Here is an 18,662-nt window from a genome sequence, read left to right as displayed (position 1 = left end):
CATTCACTCAAACCCAGAGTCGCCGTATGAACCAACAGCAACAGACGACCCCGGACAAGCGCCGAAAAACCTTACTGATCCTGGAGTTTTCCAGCCTGGCGGTACTGCTGATCTCGATGGCCTGGTTCAGCAACCAGTCAAGCGATGGCACCCCGCTTTCTGCCGGCTGGCTACTGATTCCGGCGTTTGCCAGCCTGGGCGTTTTTCTGAGTTTTATCGGATTGATGTATCTACGCTGGGTCGCCTCGGCGAACGACCAGCGCCGCACCCGCCATCGCGCGATCTTCGCCCTGCTGACCCTCACCCTGCTTGGGGTCTGGATTTACGGCATTGCCAACACCTGGATAAGCCTGAGTACCGCCCAATAAGGAGCCCCCATGACCCCCAGCCTCAAGCTGCTACCCCTGATTCTGTTGGGCACGGCCAATCTGGTTGTTGCCCAGGATCGGCCAGAGGAACCCGATGTTAACTGCGCGCTGATCAAGGAAGGTGTGCAACGGCTGGCCTGCTATGACGCCAAGTACAACCCTCAGGCCGAGCGTGACCAGGCCAGCGAGGAACAGCTGGAAGAAGCCGAGGCGGATGCAGAGGAACTGGTGGCCGACAAGAAAACCCGGGAGAAGATCGTGGGTAATGCCCTGGAAGACGATCCTGATGACGGGGTGATGGCCGCGCTGGTGGACAACTATCTTTCTGCCGAGCGGGCGATCTTCTCGTTTACCGGCAGCTTCGTGACTCATCAGCCCAATTACATTCTGCCGATCACTTGGGTGGACGACCCCAATGCCTTGCCCTCAAGCCCGCGACTGGGAGCTATCGATTATGACTACAACCTGGAAAACGAGGAAGCCAAGTACCAGATCAGCTTCAAGGTTCCGTTGCTGACGGGCATTTTCGACGACCGCACAACCTTCTGGTTTGGCTACACCCAGAAATCCTTCTGGCAGGTCTACAATCAGGATGAATCGGCGCCTTTCCGTGAGACCAACTATGAGCCGGAGCTGTTTTTCCGGCACGCCCTGAACTGGGATCTCGGTCCCGGCACGCTCAGTGCGGTGTCGGTGGGCTTTAATCACCAGTCAAACGGACAGTCTGACCCACGGTCCCGGAGCTGGAACCGGATTATGGGTTCCGTTGCCTATAGCGTGGATCGCTGGCTGTTTATGGTTCAGCCCTGGTATCGCTTGCCGGAAAACAGCAGCAGCGACGACAACGAAGACATAGAGAGCTATCTGGGCCACGCCAGTTATCACGCGGTTTACAAGCTGACGGAAGATCGGACGTTTTCTTTGAAGCTGCTGAATAATCTGAGGTCGGATAACCGGACGTCGGTGGAGTTCGGGTACAGTTTTCCCATGGGGGATACGCTGAAGGGGTTCTTCCAGTATTACAACGGTTATGGGGAGAGCCTGATTGACTATAACGAGCGGATTGAGCGGGTCGGGTTTGGCATTATGCTGAATGACTGGCTCTAGAGGTTCGTGCAAGGCCAAGCGGGCCGGAGGGGCTCCGTAAACACGCTCCTTCGGCCCATCCCTGGGGCGCTTGGGCTCCGCCATCCCTGGCTCCGCACAGTATCCGGAGCCCCTCCGGCCCGCTTGCCCCCAGATTCTGTCCGGGGATTCATCACTAAGCGTTCAAACGCTCCATTTCCGCCAGCAGTTCTTCAGTTTTCGCTTCCATCAACGCTTTATCGCCACGGGCCTCAACATTCAGGCGAACCACCGGTTCGGTGTTGGACATGCGCAGGTTGAAGCGCCAGTTGTCGAATTCCACGCTCAGGCCGTCGACATGGCTGACGGATTTCGCGCCCACGCCGTACTTGGCTTCGATGGCGGCGATGACTTTCGGGGGATCGCTGATGGTGCGGTTGATTTCACCGCTGGCCGGGTAGGCTTCGATGCGGGCGTCGATCAGGGATGACAGGGTCTGGCCGCTCTGGCACAGGCGCTCGGCCACGAGCAGCCAGGGGATCATGCCGCTGTCGCAGTAGGCGAAGTCGCGGAAGTAGTGGTGGGCACTCATTTCGCCCCCATAGACGGCGTCTTCGTCGCGCATTCTCTGTTTGATGAAGGCGTGGCCGGTTTTGCTTTCGATGGCTTCGCCGCCAGCAGCTTCAACCAGATCCAGCGTGTTCCAGGTCAGGCGGGGATCGTGAATGACTTTACCGCCACCGGTCTTGCGCAGGAACTGGTCCGCCAGCAGGCCGACGATGTAGTAGCCTTCGATAAAGCGGCCGGTTTCGTCGAAAAAGAAGCAGCGGTCGTAGTCGCCGTCCCAGGCAATGCCCATGGCGGCGCCATTTTGGAGTACGGCATCGGCAGTCGCGGAGCGGTTTTCCGGCAGGATCGGGTTGGGCACACCATTCGGGAAGTGACCATCGGCTTCGTGATGAACCTTGATGAAGTCGAACGGCAGATGCTGTTCCAGTTTGTCGATCACCAGGCCAGCACCACCGTTGCCGGCATTACAGACGATGGTCATGGGCTTCAGTGAGCCTGCATCAATGTAGCCCAGCAGATGGTCAACGTACGCGCTCATTACTTCCAGGGTTTCGTATTTGCCCTGCTCTGCGGCGTCAGAGAACGGCTCCAGCACCCGGTCCCGGATGTCGTTCAGGCCGTTGTCCGAACTGATCGGCCGGGATTCCGGGCCCACCATTTTCATGCCGTTGTGGTCTTTGGGGTTGTGGCTGGCCGTCACCATGATACCGCCGTCCATCTGGTAGTGACTGGTGGCAAAGTACACCTGTTCGGTGCCGCACAGGCCAATATCAAACACATCGGCGCCGGCCGCCATCAGGCCGGAGCTCAACGCTTCTGCTATTTCGGGGCTGGACAGCCGGATGTCGTAACCGACGATGACTTTTTTGGCGCCGGTGATTTCAACGTAGGCGCGGCCGATTTTCTCAGCCAGGATTGGGTTTAGCTGGTCAGGTACTCGGCCACGCAGGTCGTAGGCTTTGAAGCAGGACAGGTCCATTTCAGTCTCCGGAGTGGTTTATTAACCGCGTTGGGCCAGAATATCTGGCCGATCTGGGCGACTATTCTACCTGTTTCGACAGGCAATCGGGGAAGCGCCCGGAAAAAGGCAGGGGGAACAGAGTGGAGAGAGCGTGCCACCGGCCCGCAGAGTGCGCCGGTGGCCGGAAAGCCGGGGAGTTTACTCAGCAGCCGCGGACTGCAGCTGGATATAGTTCTGGATGCCCATCTGGGAAATCATTTCCAGCTGGGTTTCGAGCCAGTCGATGTGTTCTTCCTCGCTGTCGAGGATGCTCCGGAACAGTTCACGGCTGGTAAAGTCCTGAACCTGCTCGCAGTAGATGATGGCTTCTTTCAGGTCTGTGTGCGCGGTGTGCTCGAGCTTGAGATCGCACTCGATCATTTCCTGAACATTCTCGCCAATCAGCAATTTGTTCAGATCCTGCAGATTTGGCAGGCCCTCAAGGAAGAGAATCCGCTCGATCAGTTGATCGGCGTGTTTCATTTCATCGATGGATTCTTCGTATTCTTTCGCCGCGAGCTTGGTGATACCCCAGTCTTTGTACATTCTCGAATGCAGGAAGTACTGGTTAATGGCCGTCAGCTCGTTGGCGAGGACCTTGTTCAGATGCTGGATGACTTTTTTGTCGCCTTTCATAACCGGATTCCTTGTGTCGCGAAAGCGTTAATTCACAAGGATAGTCGGTTTAACGGCAATAAAAAATCACGGATGTGAAAGAGGTGCAATTGCAATATGTGGACAGGCCCGCCTGGTCAGGCGGGTTGCGCCAGCATGTTGGCGAGCGCCATATAATCCGGTGACCGGGACTCTTTCAGAATTTCCCGGGCAGTGCAGGCGCAACGACCACACTGACGGCCGACGCCAAGTTCCTTGCCGAGCTGGCGCATGGAACTGACACCGCTTTCAGCGGCTTCGCGGATTTCTCTGTCTGTTACCCCGTAACACAGGCAAACGTACATAGGGCGCTCTCACTAACAGCACTAAAGTTAGTGATAATTATTGTTATTAACAAACAGGATTGCAACCCTTTTGCAGTCAGTTTTTGTAGTAAAAAGTGACTATTCGCATTCTCGCGTTAAGTTCCGGGCCCCGGCCGCTGTGACCACCACATTATCTTCAATCCGGATTCCACCACAGCTCTTCAGTTCATCAATCAGCGCCCGGTTCAGATACTGGGCTTCAGGCCCGTTCAGCAAAGGCTCCAGCAGCGATGGAATAAAATAGAGCCCCGGCTCAATGGTGACCACCATGCCGGCTTCCAGGGTGCGGGTCAGGCGCAGGAACGGCGCATCTTCCGGGGACGGCGTCGGTTTGCCGGCGACATCGTGCACCTGAATGCCCAGAAAATGCCCGATACCATGGGGAAAGAACGCCCGGGTAATGCCCTGCTCCACCATGGCTTCATCCGCTAAACCGGACACCAGCCCCGAAGCTGATAGCAGGGCCGCAATGCCCAGGTGAGCCTTGCGGTGAATGTCCACGTAGTCCACGCCGGGCGACACCATCTCGCACAGCCGCAGCTGCAGTTTCTCCAGCCCGTGAACCAGCGCGGTGAATCTCGGCTCATCCGGCCCGGCGGTGGTGCGGGTTATATCTGAACAGTAGCCACGGTAGCGCACCCCGGCATCAATCAGCAGACTGCGGGGCCGGCGGGGTGGCTGCAGGTCGTAGTACTGGTAGTGCAGTGTGCCGGCATGTTCGTTCAAACCGATGATGCTGTGATAGGGTGCCTCCACTTCCCGCTGGCCGGTGGCCTGCTGGTAGGCGAGACTGATACCGAATTCGCTGTCGCCGGCCAGAAACGCCTCTCTGGCCGCCCTGTGACCGGCCAGGGCAATCCGGTTAGCGTGTGCCAGGCATTCAATTTCGTACGGAGTTTTGTGCACGCGGGTTTCTTCCACGGCTGCCACCAGTGCCGCCGGGTTATGATCTCCCGGCACGCCTTCCAGCACCAGCGGATCACCGATTATCGCCAGCCTCCCCGGGCTATCTAGCTCCGGGGCGCCAGCCTGCTGCCGGCTGCGCACGTCTACAACCTCCAGCCAGGGCTCTTCAGCCATCACCGGGTTGGCGTGCCAGAAGTCCACCGGCTGGTATAGCCAGAGCACCGGTTTCTGGCCGGGCCGAACCAACAGCCAGCTGTGCTCCTGGCCAGCCAGCCCGGTCCAGTGCAGAAACGGGCCGAAGCCCTGGAATACATAGGCCTGATCATCCCGATACCGGTAGGGCGCCGCGCCCGAGGCAATCAGCAGGCTGTCATAACCGTGGTCAGCCATGGCCCGTTCGTACCGGTTCTGCAGCTCACGGATGTGGGCAGTCTGCAGGTCGAGGATATCTTGATTTGGCATATCAGGTTTCCAGTTGTTTCCAGAGATTCAGTATGTCGTCTGAGCGGGCGTCACTCAGGCGGATCAAACGTATTTCCAGCGGCACGTCCCAGCGCTCATCGCCAGCCCGTACCAGGCGCCCAAACTGTTCGCTTTTTTCCGTCATCCGCTTGGGCAGCCAGCCCATGCCGAAGCCCTGTTTCACCAGGGCTTTGATACTCGCGGACTGGGTATTCTCGTTCAGTGGCAAAAGATTCGCCGGCAGCTTGCCGCGTTGCAGATGCCCGTCGATAGCAGACTGCAAAAAACCACGGCTGTGGTAGGCAATCAGGGGCACAGGCTGTTCATCAGTGCCTGGCAACCGGTAACGGGGCTCGCCCTGCTCATTGGCTATACTGACCGGCACCAGTGCTTCCCTGCCAATCGTCTGCCACTGAAACTTGTCACTGGCCAGGCGATCTCCCCAGGGCAAATCCGGGTGCCAGTAACACAACACCAGGTCACATTCGCCGCTTTCCAGGGCATCCAGAAACTGCTCCCCCACCCAGTTGGTGGCGGTCAGGTTCAGCTGAAGGCGCTCGGCAATGCCCATCTCCGTCGCCCAACCCTGATAGAAATGTGAAAACAGCCCCTGAGTAGAACCAACGCTGATGCGGGCAGACGCTTCCGCATCCAGAGCGGCTATCCGGTCCCGGGTGTCCCGGACCTCCCGGGTGATGCGTTCACACAGTTCCTGAAACACTTCTCCGGCCGGGGTCAGGGACAATGGCAGAGTCTGGCGATTGATCAGGGTGGTGCCCATGGATTCCTCCAGCAGCTTGATGCGCCGGCTGAACGTAGGCTGGCTCACGTGCTGCTGTTCGGCAGCCCGTGAGAAGTGGCGCGTGCGGGCAAGCGCCAGAAAGTCTTCCAGCCAGCGTATTTCCATGGGAACCCCTGAGGTTTGGCAATGATCACAACCGGTACGTTGCTGCAGGCATGATAGCCTATGCGCGCCCGGCCGTTACAAACGCCCTTCCTCAACGGCGTGACAGGCCACCTGCGCCCCGCCGTCGGTGGCGATCAGCTGTGGAACTTCCTGCCGGCAACGCTCATTGGCATAGGGGCAGCGGCCGTGGAACACGCACCCCGAGGGCAGATTCACCGGCGTGGGCACCTCGCCCTGAAGGCGAATGTGATTGGGCCGGTCATCCTCGAGTTTCGGGATGGCCGACAGCAACGCCTGGGTATAGGGATGCCGGGGCATGGCGAACAGGGTTTTGGTGTCTGCCAGCTCACACACCCGGCCCAGGTACATGACGGCCACCCGGGTACCGAAGTGTTCTACCACCGCGAGATCGTGGGTAATGAACAGGTAGGTCAGACCACGGCTTTCCTGGGCATCCATCAACAGATTCAGCACCTGGGCCTGGATAGACACATCCAGGGCCGAGATGGGCTCATCGGCAACGATAAATTCCGGGTCCACCGCCAGGGCGCGGGCAATGGCAATCCGCTGGCGCTGACCACCGGAAAACTCGTGGCCAAAGCGACTGCCCCAGTCCGGGTCGATACCCACCGAATGCATCACTTCGTGAATCTTGTCCCGCACCTGAACCGGGGACCAGTCCGGATGGTGGAACCGGATCGGCTCTTCCAGGGTCTGCTGAATCGTCATTCGCGGGTTCAGGGAGGCATAGGGATTCTGGAAGATCATCTGCATCTTGCGGCGGTAGGGCAGCGCAGCCTTACCTTCCAGATTATCAATCCGCTGGCCGCCATAGTGGATCTCTCCAGCGCTCGGCGAGAGCAACCCCATCACGGTGCGGGCGACGGTGGATTTGCCACAACCGGACTCACCGACCACACACAGGGCCTCGCCCTTCTGCACCTCCAGGTTCACACCGTTGATGGCGTGCACCGCTTCCTGTTTGCGGCGCAAACGCCCACCTTCAAACCGGAGCTGCTCAAGGAAGCTGCCGGACAGATCAAAACGTTTTTCCAGACCGCGGATACTTACCAGAGGGGAGGTCATGATTCGGCCTCCTGCATGCGTTTCTCCTGCTCAATCAGGTTGGCAACTTCGTAACAGGCGACGTCAACGTTGCCGGAACGCACATATTCCGGCATGGCGCGCTTGCACTGGTCGGTGACGAAGTTGCAGCGGGGATGGAACGGACAACCCGAAGGCACATTCTTCAGGGATGGCATGGAGCCAGGTATCTGGAACAGCCGCGCACCCGGTTCACCCATCTGGGGCAGCGCGTTGATCAGCCCCTGGGTGTAGGGATGCTGGGCATCATTGATGATTTCCCGGGTCGGGCCCTGTTCGATGATCCGGCCGGAGTACATGACCAGCATGCGCTGGGTCACCTGCGAGACCACCCCGAGATCGTGGGTGATCAGCATCAGCGCCACGTTTTCCTGCTCACACAGGTTCAGCAGCAGGTCCATGATCTCGGCCTGGATGGTCACATCCAGGGCGGTCGTGGGTTCATCGGCAATAATGATTTCCGGGTCCAACAGCAGGGCGATGGCAATGATCACCCGCTGGCGCATGCCCCCTGACAATTCATGGGGATACTGGTCCAGCCGCTTTTCCGGCGAGGGAATCTGCACTTTCTGCAGGCGATCGAGGGCAATGGCCCTCGCCTCTTTCTTGCTGATCTTCCGGTGTGCCAGGATCGCCTCCACCATCTGGGTGCCGATGGTGAGCACCGGGTTCAGGGTCATCATCGGATCCTGGAAAATCATGGCGATGCGGTTGCCACGGATTTTGCGCAGCTCCCGCTCGCTCATGGCGGCCAGATCTTTGCCTTCAAACAGAATCTGGCCACCGGCGATATAACCGGGCTTGGCAATCAGGTTCAGGATAGAGAAGGCCGCCACTGATTTGCCGGCACCGGATTCACCCACCAGGCCCAGCCGCTCGCCCTTGTCCAGGCTGAAACTGATACGACGCAGGGCGGTCAGATCGCCACCGCGCACCGCGAAACGTACATCCAGGTTTTTCACTTCCAACAGTGCCATGGTGTTACCCCTTGTACAGCCGTGGGTTCATCACATCCCGCAACCAGTCACCCAACAGATTGATGACCAGCACGAGCACCACCAGCACCAGGCCGGGGATCAGGGTGATCCACCAGGAACCGCTCTGGATGTAGTCAAAACCGGATTTGATCAACGAACCCAGTGACGGCTGGGTTTCCGGCATGCCAAGGCCGAGGAACGACAGTGCCGCTTCGGAGATAATGGCATTGGCAATCTGTACCGTGGCAATCACAAAAATAGGCGACAGGGTATTGGGCAGTATGTGCCGGAACATGATGCGCGGCGTACCAAATCCCATGACCTTGGCCGCGTCCACATACTCCTTTTTCTTCTCCGCCAGCACCGAGGCCCGCACGGTACGGGCAATCTGCGGCCATTCCGCCACGCCGATGATGAAGATCAGCATGTAGATGGCAATCTCACCGAACATCAGGTTGCCAAAACTGGCCTTGAACACCGCGCCGACAATGATCGCCACCATCAGGGTAGAGAACGACAGCTGCACGTCGGCAATGCGCATCAGGATGGCATCGACCTTACCGCCCAGATAGCCGGCCAGCAGGCCAAACAGGATACCCAGCGCCGCCTGCAACACCACGGCACCAAAGCCAATCATCAGCGACACCCGGGTGCCGTAAAGTATGGTGGAGAGCAGATCCCGGCCCTGGGCATCCGTGCCCAGCGGGAACGCGGGATCAGCGCCGTCCAGGCCCACCGGTGGAAGCTCGGAGTTCATGATGTTGATCTGCGCCAGATCATAGGGATCGGCGGGCGCCAGCCAAGGCGCAAACACCGCCGCCAGCACCATGGCCAGCAGCACCAGAAAGCTCGCAATCGCTACCTTGTCGCGTTTGAAGCTGTACCAGAAAAAGGACTCGCGGAAGCGGTCCCAGCGGGAAACCGTTGCCGTTGTCATGCTTTCTTACCTGTCAGTTTGACGGTGGGATTGACCAGTCCGTAGATCAGGTCCACCAGTGTGTTGGTCACCACAAAGATCAGGCCCACTACCATCAGGTAAGCCACAATCAGGGGAATATCGCTGCGGGTGATGGCCTCCAGGAACATCAGGCCCAGACCCGGCCACTGAAACACCGTCTCGGTCAGGATGGTGTAGGCCACCATGATGCCGATCTGTACGCCGCCCACGGTAATCACCGGCAGCATGGTGTTCTTCAGGGCATGCAGGAAATTGATACGGCCCGCGCTCAAACCCTTGGCCCGGGCATAGCGAATGTAATCGCTTTGCAGAACTTCCATCATCTCCGCCCGGATCAGGCGGATAAACAGAGGCAGCATAATGGACGCCAGCGACACGCAGGGCAGCACCAGATGGGCCAGGCCTTCGCTGGTAAACAGGCCGGATTCCCAGGTGCCGAACAGGTGCACCAGGTCATCACCACGGCCATAGGACGGCAGCCCACCTTCGGTGGTAAAGAAATCGTTGAGCCACTGGCCCCAACCGGTATCGGCCGGAAACCAGTTGACCGTCACACCAATGGAGAACAACTGAATCAGTACAATGGCCGTGAGAAACACCGGTATGGAAATACCGACCGTACTCACGCCCATGAAGAATTTGGACAGCCAGGCCTGGGGTCGGATGGCGGCATACACGCCAATGGGTACCGACAGGAAGATGATGATCAGGCTCGCGCCGATCACCAGCTCCAGGGTCGCTGGCAGATGTTCGGCAATCACTTCCAGCGCCGGCTTGCTGTAAAAATAGGAATTGCCCAGGTCGCCCTGTATGGCATTACCCGCAAACCGCAGGTACTGGACCAGGAAGGGGTCGTTCAGCCCCAGCTCCTCGCGAATGGCTTCCCGCTCTTCGGCAGAGACGGACATGCCCACCATTTCCTGAAGCGGGTCCCCTAGGCCATCCTGAATGGCAAAGGCGATGATGCTGATCACAAACATGACCAGCAGCGCCTGGGATATCCGCTGAACCAAAAACGCTAGCATGAAGGATTTACCGTTGATGAATACGTGAAAGCCTCTCTCCCGCACCGGGAGAGAGGTTGGGTCTCAGGGAGCACGCTCCCCTTATTCGATAACCAGATCGCCCAGGTAGGGGAAGTTCATGACATTGAGCACCGGCTCGATGTTCACGCCCTTGCGAGAGGCCCAGGCCAGGTCCTGCCAGTGCAGCGGTACGAAGGCTGCGTCGTCGTACAGACGCTGTTCCACTTCCTGCAGCATGGCCGCACGCTTGTCCAGGTCGGTCTCCACGTTGGCTTTTTCCACCAGGGCATCGATTTCCGGGTTGCAGTAGTTGCCGGCGTTGTACTGGCCATCACCGCTGTCAGCATCCGGGCAGAAGGTGAGGAATTCGTAGAAGTTGGCCGAATCCTCGGTGTCTGCGTGCCAGCCAATCAGCATCATATCGGCGGCACGGTTGTCATACTCCGGCCAGTACTGGGCTTTCGGCAGGGTTTTCAGATCCACCTTGATGTTGATGCGCGCCAGCATGGCCGCCGCTGCCTGTGCGATCTTGTCGTCGTTCACGTAGCGGTTGTTGGGGGCCATCATGGTGATGGTAAAGCCGTCCTCATAGCCGGCTTCTTTCATCAGCTGCTTGGCTTTCTCAACATCGAAGCGAGGCTTCAGGTTTTCGTTATGGCCCTGGTAACCCGCTGGCGACATCTGTGCTGCTGGCGTGGCAAAGCCTTTCATGATCTTGGCAGCAATGCCTTCCTGGTTGATGGCGTAGGCGATCGCCTGGCGAACTTTCGGATTCTTGAAGGCTTCAACCCGCTCCTGATTCATATGGAACAGGATGATACGGGTGCCGCTCATGGTCACCAGTTCGCTGTTGCGGTCGCGCTTGATGCGGTCCAGATCATTGGGCGGAACCGGAGCGATGAAATCGACACCACCGGAGAGCAGAGCGGATACCCGGGTAGCGTTTTCCTTGATCGGAGTCAGCACGATCTTGCCCACGTTGCCCGGCGACTCAGTATCCCAGTAATCATCGAAACGCTCGAACTCGACACGCACGCCCTGTTTACGCTCGGTTACCGTGTAAGGACCGGTGCCGGACAGGTTCTCGGAAGCAAAGGAGTTGCCGTGCTTGAGGATGGCGTCCTTGTCTTTGCCATCTTCGGTCTGGCCGGAATAGAACTCACTGTCCAGCGGGAAAATGTAGGTGGCGGTGTTCAGCAGCAGAGGGTAAGGCTCGCTGGTGACCAGCTCGAAGGTGTAATCGTCGATCACATTGATGGCGCTGAAGGGTTTGAAAATCGCCTTGAAGTCCTGGCTTTCCTTCAGTCGTTCAAAGGTGAACTTCACATCGGCCGTGGTCAGCTCGTTACCGGAATGGAACTTCACACCCTCGCGCAGCTTGAAGCGCATGGTTTTGTCGTCCACACGCTCCCAGCTTTCTGCCAGGCGCGGCTCGAAACCCAGATCTTTGGTCCAGCGCAACAGCGGATCAAAGGTCATGTGAGACAACTGCAGAATGCCGCCAGACAACTGCTCATGAATATCGAGGGTAACTGGATCGGCGTCGTACGCCATTTTCAGTTCTTTGGTCGCATCGGCTGCCAGGGCCAGAGGCGCAGACGCCAGGGCCATGGAGCCAACAAAAGCTGCCAGTATTTTTTTCATCGCGTTTTCCGTCGCTGTTTTAGGAATTTTCACGGAACATCGGTGCAGGACGGCACCGATTGCCTGGCAAACAAGCTAGTCTCGGAAAACCCTTACGGCAATCGAAATTGCAACATGGACCTATTCGTATGGTGAATGACCCAAAAAGCAGCAGCCTCAGAACGGAAAGACAAAGGGCAAAAACAGCGCCGTAAACACACCCGTCAATCCCATCCCCAGGGAGGCAAAAGCGCCCGCCGTGGGGCTGATCTCAAACGCCCGGGCAGTGCCAATGGCATGACCATTAAGCCCCAGGGCAAAACCCACCATCCGGTCATCGGAAATCTTCATCCATTTGGCACCCCAGTCCACAAATACCGAGGCCAGTACGCCGGTAATCAGCAGACCGCCGAGGGTGAGTGCAACCGAGCCACCCAGCTGTTCCGCAATACCCATGGCAATGGGCGCGGTAACCGACTTCGGCGCCAGCGACGCCAGTATGGAAAGCGGAGCGTCCATCAGCCAGGCAATACCCACCGCATAGACAGCTGCCAGACTGGCCGCCAGTGGCAAGGTGCACAGAATTGGCCGCCAGAGCGCGCGAATATGGTGCATCTGCTGATACAAAGGCACACCCAGGGCCACCGTCGCCGGCCCCAACAATACCGTTAACCAGCGCGCCCCCTGCTGATAGGTTTCATAGCCAATACCACTGGCCGCCACCGCCGCCGCCAGAATCACCGCCGCCATCAATACCGGCGGCATCCACAGGGGGCGTCCCACCTTCGCGAACAACCAGTTTGCCGCCATAAACGCCGCCAGCGTCAGGGCAATGGAAAGCATCGGGCCTGTGGTCCAGACCAACAGCAATTCCTGCATTCGTCCGTTGAACTCAGTCATGACTGTGCCCCCGGGTGCGATCTCCCGCTGTTTTCTTCATCAGCCACAGCGTGGTCACGGAACTCAGCAAGGTACCCGCAACCAAAGCCACTGCAACGGAAAACCAGTGGCCCGCAAAGCGATCGGCAATAAAGAACACCCCGACAACACCCGGTGAAATCAGCAGCACCAGCACCGAGATCAGCCCGCGACTGGCTTCAGCCAACTGATCACTGACCCGCCCCCGCAACATCAGAGTGGCCGTGACCATGACCATCCCCAGCACGCCACCGCTGATGGGCAGGCCGACCAGCACCCGCAGTGCCTCACCCAGCAGAAAAAACACCACCAGAACCAGAAAACCCCGCAACAACACCATGCTGCTATGCCCCGCCACGCTCAATATGCTCTACACTAACGCCCTGATCCGCCCAAAGACCACAGGACTATTCATTCAATGGCACTGAAAGCCACCATCTTCAAAGCCACCCTCCATATCGCCGATATGGACCGGCACTACTACGCCGACCACCATCTGACCGTTGCCCGCCATCCCTCTGAAACTGACGAGCGGATGATGATCCGGCTGCTGGCCTTCGCCCTCAACGCCGACGATAACCTGGAATTTACCAAAGGCCTGAGCACAGACGACGAGCCGGAACTCTGGCAAAAATCCCTGACCGGAGACATTGAACTCTGGGTGGAACTGGGCCTGCCCGAGGAAGACCGCCTGCGCAAAGCCTGCAACAAGGCCAACCAGGTCATTCTCTATACCTACGGCGGGCGTGCGGTGCCGGTGTGGTGGGACAAGCACCATAACAAGCTGGAACGATTTAGCAACCTTACTATTGTCGACCTTCCGGCAGAGGAAACTGCCGCGCTGGCGGCCCTGGCGGAACGGTCCATGAACTTGCAGGTAAGCATTCAGGATGGCGAAGTGACCATCAGCAACGAGCAAAACCTGGTCAACCTGACGCCAGACCAGCGGCTACCTCGAATCTGAACGAAACGGTTAATGGCCGGGGCTGGACAGAAGCCGCCGGCACACGTAAGATTGCGCACTCGAAATTGACGAGCACTCGTTATTTCGAATGCGCCCGTAGCTCAGCTGGATAGAGCGTTGCCCTCCGGAGGCAAAGGTCATAGGTTCGAATCCTATCGGGCGCGCCATGAATATCAAGGACTTGCGTGAAAGCGCAGGTCCTTTTTTTTGGTCTGTGCCCAAATGGTGCCCTGAGTGTGCCTTGGATTTCAAGGCAAAAAAATAGCTTCCTACCATTACGACCTTTACCCTGCTTCCCCACATAGCGGGTTTGGGCACAGCTTCCCGAAGCCTTGCCTAACCCCACCAACTTACGTAAAACAAACCCTATATCGAGTGGTTAGCAAGCAATACACCCCGGTATTGCCCGTCACTCCCCGGAACAATCAAAGGCACGAACCGACACAGCCTGTCGCTCCGTGCCTTTACGCTTTATCAGAGAGATAGCAGTAACTTCTCATAGGGAACAACCAAGCAATGAACAACACGGAACAGCAATTCCTCAAAGCCCTGGACGACAAACTCTGGAAAGCCGCCGACAAGCTCCGCGCCAACCTGGATGCCGCCAACTACAAGCACGTGGTGCTTGGCCTGATCTTCCTGAAATACGTCTCCGATGCCTTCGAGGAGCGCCAGGAAGAATTGCTGGAGCGGTTCAAGGATGAGAACGACGACATATACTACCTGCCGCCGGAAGACTACGACGGCGACGAGGACTACCAGCAAGCCCTGCTCGAAGAGCTGGAAATACTGGATTACTACCGCGAAGCCAACGTGTTCTGGGTACCCAAACCGGCCCGCTGGAGCACCCTGAAAGAAAAAGCCGTGCTGCCCGTGGGCACCGTACTCTGGCAGGACGACGCCGGTAACGACGTTAAGCTGCGCTCCGTGTCCTGGCTGATCGACAACGCCCTGGAAGAGATCGAGAAGAGCAACGCCAAGCTCAAGGGCATCCTCAACCGCATCAGCCAGTACCAGCTGGACAACGACAAGCTGCTGGGCCTGATCAACACCTTCTCCGACACCTCCTTCACCAAGCCGGTGTTCGAGGGCGAGAAGCTGAGCCTGCACAGCAAAGACATCCTCGGCCATGTGTACGAGTACTTCCTAGGCCAGTTCGCCCTGGCCGAAGGCAAGCAGGGCGGCCAGTATTACACCCCCAAGAGCATCGTCACCCTAATTGTCGAAATGCTGCAGCCCTACTCCGGCCGCGTATACGACCCGGCCATGGGCTCCGGCGGCTTCTTTGTCTCCAGCGACAAGTTCATCGAAGAACACGCCAGCGAGCAGCACTACGACGCCTCAGAACAAAAGAAGCACATCTCCGTGTACGGCCAGGAGTCCAACCCCACCACCTGGAAGCTGGCCGCCATGAACATGGCCATCCGGGGCATCGACTTCAACTTCGGCAAGAAAAACGCCGACACCTTCCTGGACGACCAGCACCCGGACTTACGCGCCGACTTCGTAATGGCCAACCCGCCGTTCAACATCAAAGACTGGTGGAGTGAATCCCTGGCCGACGACGTGCGCTGGAAGTACGGCACCCCACCCAAAGGCAACGCCAACTTCGGCTGGATGCAGCACATGCTCCACCACCTGGCGCCCACTGGCAGCATGGCCCTGTTGCTGGCCAACGGCTCCATGAGCTCCAACACCAACAACGAAGGCGAAATCCGCAAGCGCCTGGTGGAAGAAGACCTGGTGGAATGCATGGTTGCCCTGCCCGGCCAGCTGTTCACCAACACCCAGATCCCGGCCTGTATCTGGTTCCTGACCCGGGACAAAGCCAACGGCATGGTGCGCAACGAGAAAAAGCGAGACCGCCGGGAAGAGTTCCTGTTTATCGACGCCCGTAACCTGGGCTTTATGCGCGACCGGGTGCTGCGGGATTTCACCAACGACGACATCGCCAAAATCACTGACACCTTCCACGCTTGGCAAAAAGGCAAAGGCTACGAAGACATCGCAGGTTTCTGTAAATCCGCCAGCCTGGATGAAATCAAGAAGCACGACTTTGTACTGACGCCGGGGCGTTATGTGGGGGCTCAGGAGCAGGAAGACGACGGCGAGCCGTTTGCCGAGAAGATGGCGCGGTTGACCGGACAGCTGCGGGAACAGTTTGCGGAGAGTGATCGGCTGGAGGGTGAGATTAAGCGGAATATTGGGGGATTGGGTTATGTCATATAAAACCTATACCCTAGGCGATCTGATTGAGAAATGGATCGACAATCGTGGTAAGACCCCACCTATTGCCAGTGACGGTATTCCCTTGTTAGAGGTCAAACATCTGCCTGCCAATGGTATTTACCCAATAACTGAGGGTACCAAATATGTAGACCAAGCAACTTACGATTCTTGGTTTCGAGCGTATCTCGAACCCCAAGACATTCTATTTTCGACTGTCGGAACCACGGCTAGGGTAATCATGACTCCTGAAAATAGAACAGTCGCAATTGCGCAGAACGTTCTCGGAATACGCTTTAAGAAAGAGATCCTTGACCCTTGGTATATGTTTTATTACATGCGGGGCAGCAAGTTTCAGCATGATATTAAGTCGCGCCTGATAACCACTGTTCAAGCAAGCATTAAGCGTGCAGACATGGTTGGAATAGAAGTTGATGTTCCGCCCCTATCGGTTCAAAAATCAATTGTTGAAAAAGTTTACGGGCTCGACAGGAAAGTCGAGCTCAACCATCAAATCAACCAAACCCTCGAACAGATGGCCCAGGCCATCTTCAAAAGCTGGTTTGTCGATTTCGAGCCAGTCAAAGCCAAGATCGCCGCACTGGAAGCCGGCGGCAGCGAGGAATACGCCCTGCTCGCCGCCATGCAGGCCATTTCCGGCAAAGACGAAGCCGAGCTAACCCGCCTCCAGGCCGAACAGCCCGAGCAATACGCCGAACTCCGCGCCACCGCCGAGCTGTTTCCGTCGGCTATGCAGGATAGTGAGTTGGGGGAGATTCCGGAGGGGTGGGGTGTTGATCACCTTTCTGAGCTAATTCAATTCAACCCACGCAGGTCGCTCAAAAAAGGCACCCTCGCGCCTTACCTCGACATGAAGAACGTCCCCACCTCTGGCCATTTAGCTGATGACGTTGTTCTGCGGCAAATGAACAGTGGCACCAAGTTCGTTAACGGAGACACTCTGCTGGCGAGAATTACGCCGTGCCTTGAAAACGGAAAAACAGCCTACGTTGATTTCTTGGATAGCGACCAAGTCGGCTGGGGCTCAACAGAGTACATCGTGATGAGGTCTCAAGAGCCGTACCCCGAATCAATTTCCTACTTCATCGCCCGCGATGAAAGCTTTCGTCAACATGCCATCCAATCAATGACTGGCACGAGCGGTCGGCAGCGTGCCAATGCTAAGGCCTTGGCCGAGCTTCCCTGGATAGTCTATCCACACGCTCTTGCCGAAGCTTTTGATCGTATAAGCACCCCATATTTAAAGCTGGCAAAGAGCCACGGCAATGAATCAAAGTCATTGTCGGCAATCCGCGATGCTGTCCTACCAAAACTCCTATCCGGCGAACTCTCCGTATCCGACGTAGAGGATCAGCTGGCAGAAGATGCGGAACCAGCCAATGTTTAAAATCGACCCCAGCGCCAACCGTATCAACCCACTGCAAGTGAAACGTTTCAGCGATCTGGGCTTCACCGAGCGCAAGCACCTGCAGGAATGGCTGGAAAACTACCCGCAGGCGCTGACCCAGGGAGATGGCGAGGAATTACTGATCATCCAGAAGGAGTTCGACGGCTTCGACGACACCCGCGAGCGGCTGGACCTGCTGGCCATCGACAAAGACGGCAATCTGGTCATCATTGAGAACAAGCTCGATGACAGCGGCCGGGATGTGGTGTGGCAGGCACTCAAGTACGCCAGCTACTGTGCCAATCTGAAGAAACAGCAGGTGGTGGAGATCTTCCAGCGCTACCTGAACCAGAAAGCCCAGAACGAAGGCATCGCGCCAGCTGATGCGGAGAGCGTGTTGCTGGAGTTCCTGCAGGCAGACGACCTGCAATCCGTACAGCTCAACACTCTGAAAAGCCAACGCCTGATTCTGGTGGCCGCCCATTACCGCAAGGAGGTCACCAACACCGTGCTCTGGCTGAGCCAGTTTGGCGTCAACTGCCAGTGCTTCAAGGTCACGCCCTACCAGGCCGGTGCCGAACTGTTCCTGAACGTGGAGCAGATCATCCCCACCCCGGAAGCCTCGGACTTTATGATTGGCATGATGGCCAAGGAGGCCGAGGAAAAGAGCGCAAGCAATGAGCAGAAGAGCCGGCATACGCTACGTCTGGCATTCTGGGAGCAAACCCTGGAGGCCTTTGGCCGTAGTAACTGCTCTTTGTTCAACAACATCAGTCCCGCTAAAGATCACTGGTTGAACGCTGGTTCTGGGATCAGCGGCATGGGTTACCAGCTAATCTTTGGCAAAAATGAAGTGCGTGTTGGATTAAGTATGCAAAGCAGCCGCGCCGAGGCGAATCGCTTTGTATTTGACCGACTGCAAACCATGAAATCACAGATTGAAACTGCATTTGGTAACGAACTGGTCTGGCTGCCCCTACCAGACAAAATTGCGTGCCGTATCCAGTATGAAAAGTCTGTAGATGGCTACAACAAGGCCAACTGGCCCGAGATGATCGAGTGGTTGGTGGGGCACATGACCCGGCTTGAAAAAGCACTGAGCGGGCCGCTGGACAAAGTTCGGCAGGAGCTGAAAACCACAAATTTCAGTAAAGAGCCTGGCACAGAGCACGATGCATAAGCCATTGGCTATACTGCCCGG

The 18,662-nt window shown here is 57.4% G+C and carries 18 protein-coding genes and 1 tRNA gene; 7 read left to right on the top strand and 12 right to left on the bottom strand.

Annotation, left to right across the window (positions count from 1 at the left end):
* Window positions 1-26: 26 nt before the first annotated feature.
* Both MARHY_RS01795 and MARHY_RS01790 read left to right on the top strand, forming a co-directional pair.
* On the top strand, window positions 27-368 hold the full coding sequence (locus MARHY_RS01795) for a hypothetical protein (protein ID WP_014420327.1): 342 nt from the start codon (window positions 27-29) through the stop codon (window positions 366-368).
* Window positions 369-377: 9 nt separating this feature from the next.
* A complete protein-coding gene (locus tag MARHY_RS01790) occupies window positions 378-1,475 on the top strand; it encodes a phospholipase A (protein ID WP_014420326.1) in 1,098 nt (365 codons plus the stop codon).
* A gap of 154 nt (window positions 1,476-1,629) precedes the next feature.
* Here MARHY_RS01790 and MARHY_RS01785 read toward each other — a convergent pair whose 3' ends face one another.
* The 12 genes from MARHY_RS01785 to MARHY_RS01730 all read right to left on the bottom strand — a co-directional run bounded on the left by MARHY_RS01785 (window position 1,630) and on the right by MARHY_RS01730 (window position 13,203).
* The gene (locus MARHY_RS01785) at window positions 1,630-2,982 is read right to left on the bottom strand and encodes a phosphohexomutase domain-containing protein (protein ID WP_014420325.1); all 1,353 of its coding nucleotides are present in this window, start codon (window positions 2,980-2,982) and stop codon (window positions 1,630-1,632) included.
* Window positions 2,983-3,162: 180 nt separating this feature from the next.
* Window positions 3,163-3,639, bottom strand: a complete 477-nt coding sequence (gene bfr / locus MARHY_RS01780) for a bacterioferritin (RefSeq protein ID WP_014420324.1) — start codon at window positions 3,637-3,639, stop codon at window positions 3,163-3,165.
* A 116-nt stretch (window positions 3,640-3,755) separates the two neighbouring features.
* Entirely contained in the window at window positions 3,756-3,962 is a 207-nt protein-coding gene (locus MARHY_RS01775) for a bacterioferritin-associated ferredoxin (RefSeq protein WP_011784001.1), read from the bottom strand.
* A gap of 99 nt (window positions 3,963-4,061) precedes the next feature.
* Complete coding sequence (gene pepQ, locus MARHY_RS01770; RefSeq protein ID WP_014420323.1) at window positions 4,062-5,351, bottom strand: Xaa-Pro dipeptidase; 1,290 nt, start codon at window positions 5,349-5,351, stop codon at window positions 4,062-4,064.
* 1 nt (window position 5,352) lies between these two features.
* Window positions 5,353-6,258, bottom strand: a complete 906-nt coding sequence (locus MARHY_RS01765) for a LysR family transcriptional regulator (RefSeq protein ID WP_014420322.1) — start codon at window positions 6,256-6,258, stop codon at window positions 5,353-5,355.
* Between the two features lie 75 nt (window positions 6,259-6,333).
* The gene (locus MARHY_RS01760; protein ID WP_014420321.1) at window positions 6,334-7,344 is read right to left on the bottom strand and encodes an ABC transporter ATP-binding protein; all 1,011 of its coding nucleotides are present in this window, start codon (window positions 7,342-7,344) and stop codon (window positions 6,334-6,336) included.
* Window positions 7,341-8,339: an ABC transporter ATP-binding protein gene (locus MARHY_RS01755; protein ID WP_014420320.1), complete on the bottom strand. Its 999-nt coding sequence runs from the start codon at window positions 8,337-8,339 to the stop codon at window positions 7,341-7,343. Before MARHY_RS01755 ends, MARHY_RS01760 begins: the two co-directional genes overlap by 4 nt.
* Before the next feature lie 4 nt (window positions 8,340-8,343).
* On the bottom strand, window positions 8,344-9,276 hold the full coding sequence (locus MARHY_RS01750) for an ABC transporter permease (RefSeq protein ID WP_011783996.1): 933 nt from the start codon (window positions 9,274-9,276) through the stop codon (window positions 8,344-8,346).
* Window positions 9,273-10,322 (bottom strand): ABC transporter permease, encoded by a 1,050-nt coding sequence (locus tag MARHY_RS01745; protein WP_011783995.1) that lies wholly within the window; start codon window positions 10,320-10,322, stop codon window positions 9,273-9,275. Before MARHY_RS01745 ends, MARHY_RS01750 begins: the two co-directional genes overlap by 4 nt.
* A gap of 81 nt (window positions 10,323-10,403) precedes the next feature.
* Window positions 10,404-11,966: an ABC transporter substrate-binding protein gene (locus MARHY_RS01740; protein WP_011783994.1), complete on the bottom strand. Its 1,563-nt coding sequence runs from the start codon at window positions 11,964-11,966 to the stop codon at window positions 10,404-10,406.
* A 156-nt stretch (window positions 11,967-12,122) separates the two neighbouring features.
* Window positions 12,123-12,845: an LrgB family protein gene (locus tag MARHY_RS01735; protein ID WP_014420317.1), complete on the bottom strand. Its 723-nt coding sequence runs from the start codon at window positions 12,843-12,845 to the stop codon at window positions 12,123-12,125.
* The gene (locus MARHY_RS01730; RefSeq protein WP_011783992.1) at window positions 12,838-13,203 is read right to left on the bottom strand and encodes a CidA/LrgA family protein; all 366 of its coding nucleotides are present in this window, start codon (window positions 13,201-13,203) and stop codon (window positions 12,838-12,840) included. The genes MARHY_RS01735 and MARHY_RS01730 overlap by 8 nt, the downstream gene beginning before the upstream one ends.
* A gap of 78 nt (window positions 13,204-13,281) precedes the next feature.
* Between MARHY_RS01730 and MARHY_RS01725 the strand changes: the two genes are divergently transcribed.
* From MARHY_RS01725 to MARHY_RS01705, 5 genes are all read left to right on the top strand, one after another.
* Window positions 13,282-13,827 (top strand): YaeQ family protein, encoded by a 546-nt coding sequence (locus MARHY_RS01725; RefSeq protein ID WP_014420315.1) that lies wholly within the window; start codon window positions 13,282-13,284, stop codon window positions 13,825-13,827.
* Window positions 13,828-13,917: 90 nt separating this feature from the next.
* Window positions 13,918-13,994 (top strand) — tRNA-Arg (locus MARHY_RS01720).
* 349 nt (window positions 13,995-14,343) lie between these two features.
* Window positions 14,344-16,056, top strand: a complete 1,713-nt coding sequence (locus tag MARHY_RS01715) for a class I SAM-dependent DNA methyltransferase (protein WP_014420314.1) — start codon at window positions 14,344-14,346, stop codon at window positions 16,054-16,056.
* On the top strand, window positions 16,046-17,461 hold the full coding sequence (locus MARHY_RS01710; RefSeq protein ID WP_041654494.1) for a restriction endonuclease subunit S: 1,416 nt from the start codon (window positions 16,046-16,048) through the stop codon (window positions 17,459-17,461). The genes MARHY_RS01715 and MARHY_RS01710 overlap by 11 nt, the downstream gene beginning before the upstream one ends.
* Window positions 17,454-18,641 (top strand): DUF4268 domain-containing protein, encoded by a 1,188-nt coding sequence (locus tag MARHY_RS01705; protein ID WP_041654493.1) that lies wholly within the window; start codon window positions 17,454-17,456, stop codon window positions 18,639-18,641. The genes MARHY_RS01710 and MARHY_RS01705 overlap by 8 nt, the downstream gene beginning before the upstream one ends.
* Window positions 18,642-18,662 lie beyond the last annotated feature (21 nt).

This window comes from Marinobacter nauticus ATCC 49840 (genome assembly GCF_000284615.1).
In the GTDB taxonomy this organism is placed as follows: domain Bacteria; phylum Pseudomonadota; class Gammaproteobacteria; order Pseudomonadales; family Oleiphilaceae; genus Marinobacter; species Marinobacter nauticus.
This window is presented reverse-complemented; position numbering and strand designations above follow the sequence as displayed.

Bases quoted from the DNA above. Each gene is read 5' to 3' on its own strand.
- MARHY_RS01710 (WP_041654494.1), top strand. From the start codon at position 16,046: ATGTCATATAAAACCTATACCCTAGGCGATCTGATTGAGAAATGGATC.
- MARHY_RS01725 (WP_014420315.1), top strand. From the start codon at position 13,282: ATGGCACTGAAAGCCACCATCTTCAAAGCCACCCTCCATATCGCCGAT.
- MARHY_RS01745 (WP_011783995.1), bottom strand. From the start codon at position 10,322: ATGCTAGCGTTTTTGGTTCAGCGGATATCCCAGGCGCTGCTGGTCATG.
- MARHY_RS01735 (WP_014420317.1), bottom strand. From the start codon at position 12,845: ATGACTGAGTTCAACGGACGAATGCAGGAATTGCTGTTGGTCTGGACC.
- MARHY_RS01740 (WP_011783994.1), bottom strand. From the start codon at position 11,966: ATGAAAAAAATACTGGCAGCTTTTGTTGGCTCCATGGCCCTGGCGTCT.
- bfr (WP_014420324.1), bottom strand. From the start codon at position 3,639: ATGAAAGGCGACAAAAAAGTCATCCAGCATCTGAACAAGGTCCTCGCC.
- MARHY_RS01705 (WP_041654493.1), top strand. From the start codon at position 17,454: ATGTTTAAAATCGACCCCAGCGCCAACCGTATCAACCCACTGCAAGTG.
- MARHY_RS01785 (WP_014420325.1), bottom strand. From the start codon at position 2,982: ATGGACCTGTCCTGCTTCAAAGCCTACGACCTGCGTGGCCGAGTACCT.
- MARHY_RS01755 (WP_014420320.1), bottom strand. From the start codon at position 8,339: ATGGCACTGTTGGAAGTGAAAAACCTGGATGTACGTTTCGCGGTGCGC.
- MARHY_RS01750 (WP_011783996.1), bottom strand. From the start codon at position 9,276: ATGACAACGGCAACGGTTTCCCGCTGGGACCGCTTCCGCGAGTCCTTT.
- MARHY_RS01775 (WP_011784001.1), bottom strand. From the start codon at position 3,962: ATGTACGTTTGCCTGTGTTACGGGGTAACAGACAGAGAAATCCGCGAA.
- MARHY_RS01765 (WP_014420322.1), bottom strand. From the start codon at position 6,258: ATGGAAATACGCTGGCTGGAAGACTTTCTGGCGCTTGCCCGCACGCGC.
- MARHY_RS01795 (WP_014420327.1), top strand. From the start codon at position 27: ATGAACCAACAGCAACAGACGACCCCGGACAAGCGCCGAAAAACCTTA.
- pepQ (WP_014420323.1), bottom strand. From the start codon at position 5,351: ATGCCAAATCAAGATATCCTCGACCTGCAGACTGCCCACATCCGTGAG.
- MARHY_RS01715 (WP_014420314.1), top strand. From the start codon at position 14,344: ATGAACAACACGGAACAGCAATTCCTCAAAGCCCTGGACGACAAACTC.
- MARHY_RS01760 (WP_014420321.1), bottom strand. From the start codon at position 7,344: ATGACCTCCCCTCTGGTAAGTATCCGCGGTCTGGAAAAACGTTTTGAT.
- MARHY_RS01730 (WP_011783992.1), bottom strand. From the start codon at position 13,203: ATGGTGTTGTTGCGGGGTTTTCTGGTTCTGGTGGTGTTTTTTCTGCTG.
- MARHY_RS01790 (WP_014420326.1), top strand. From the start codon at position 378: ATGACCCCCAGCCTCAAGCTGCTACCCCTGATTCTGTTGGGCACGGCC.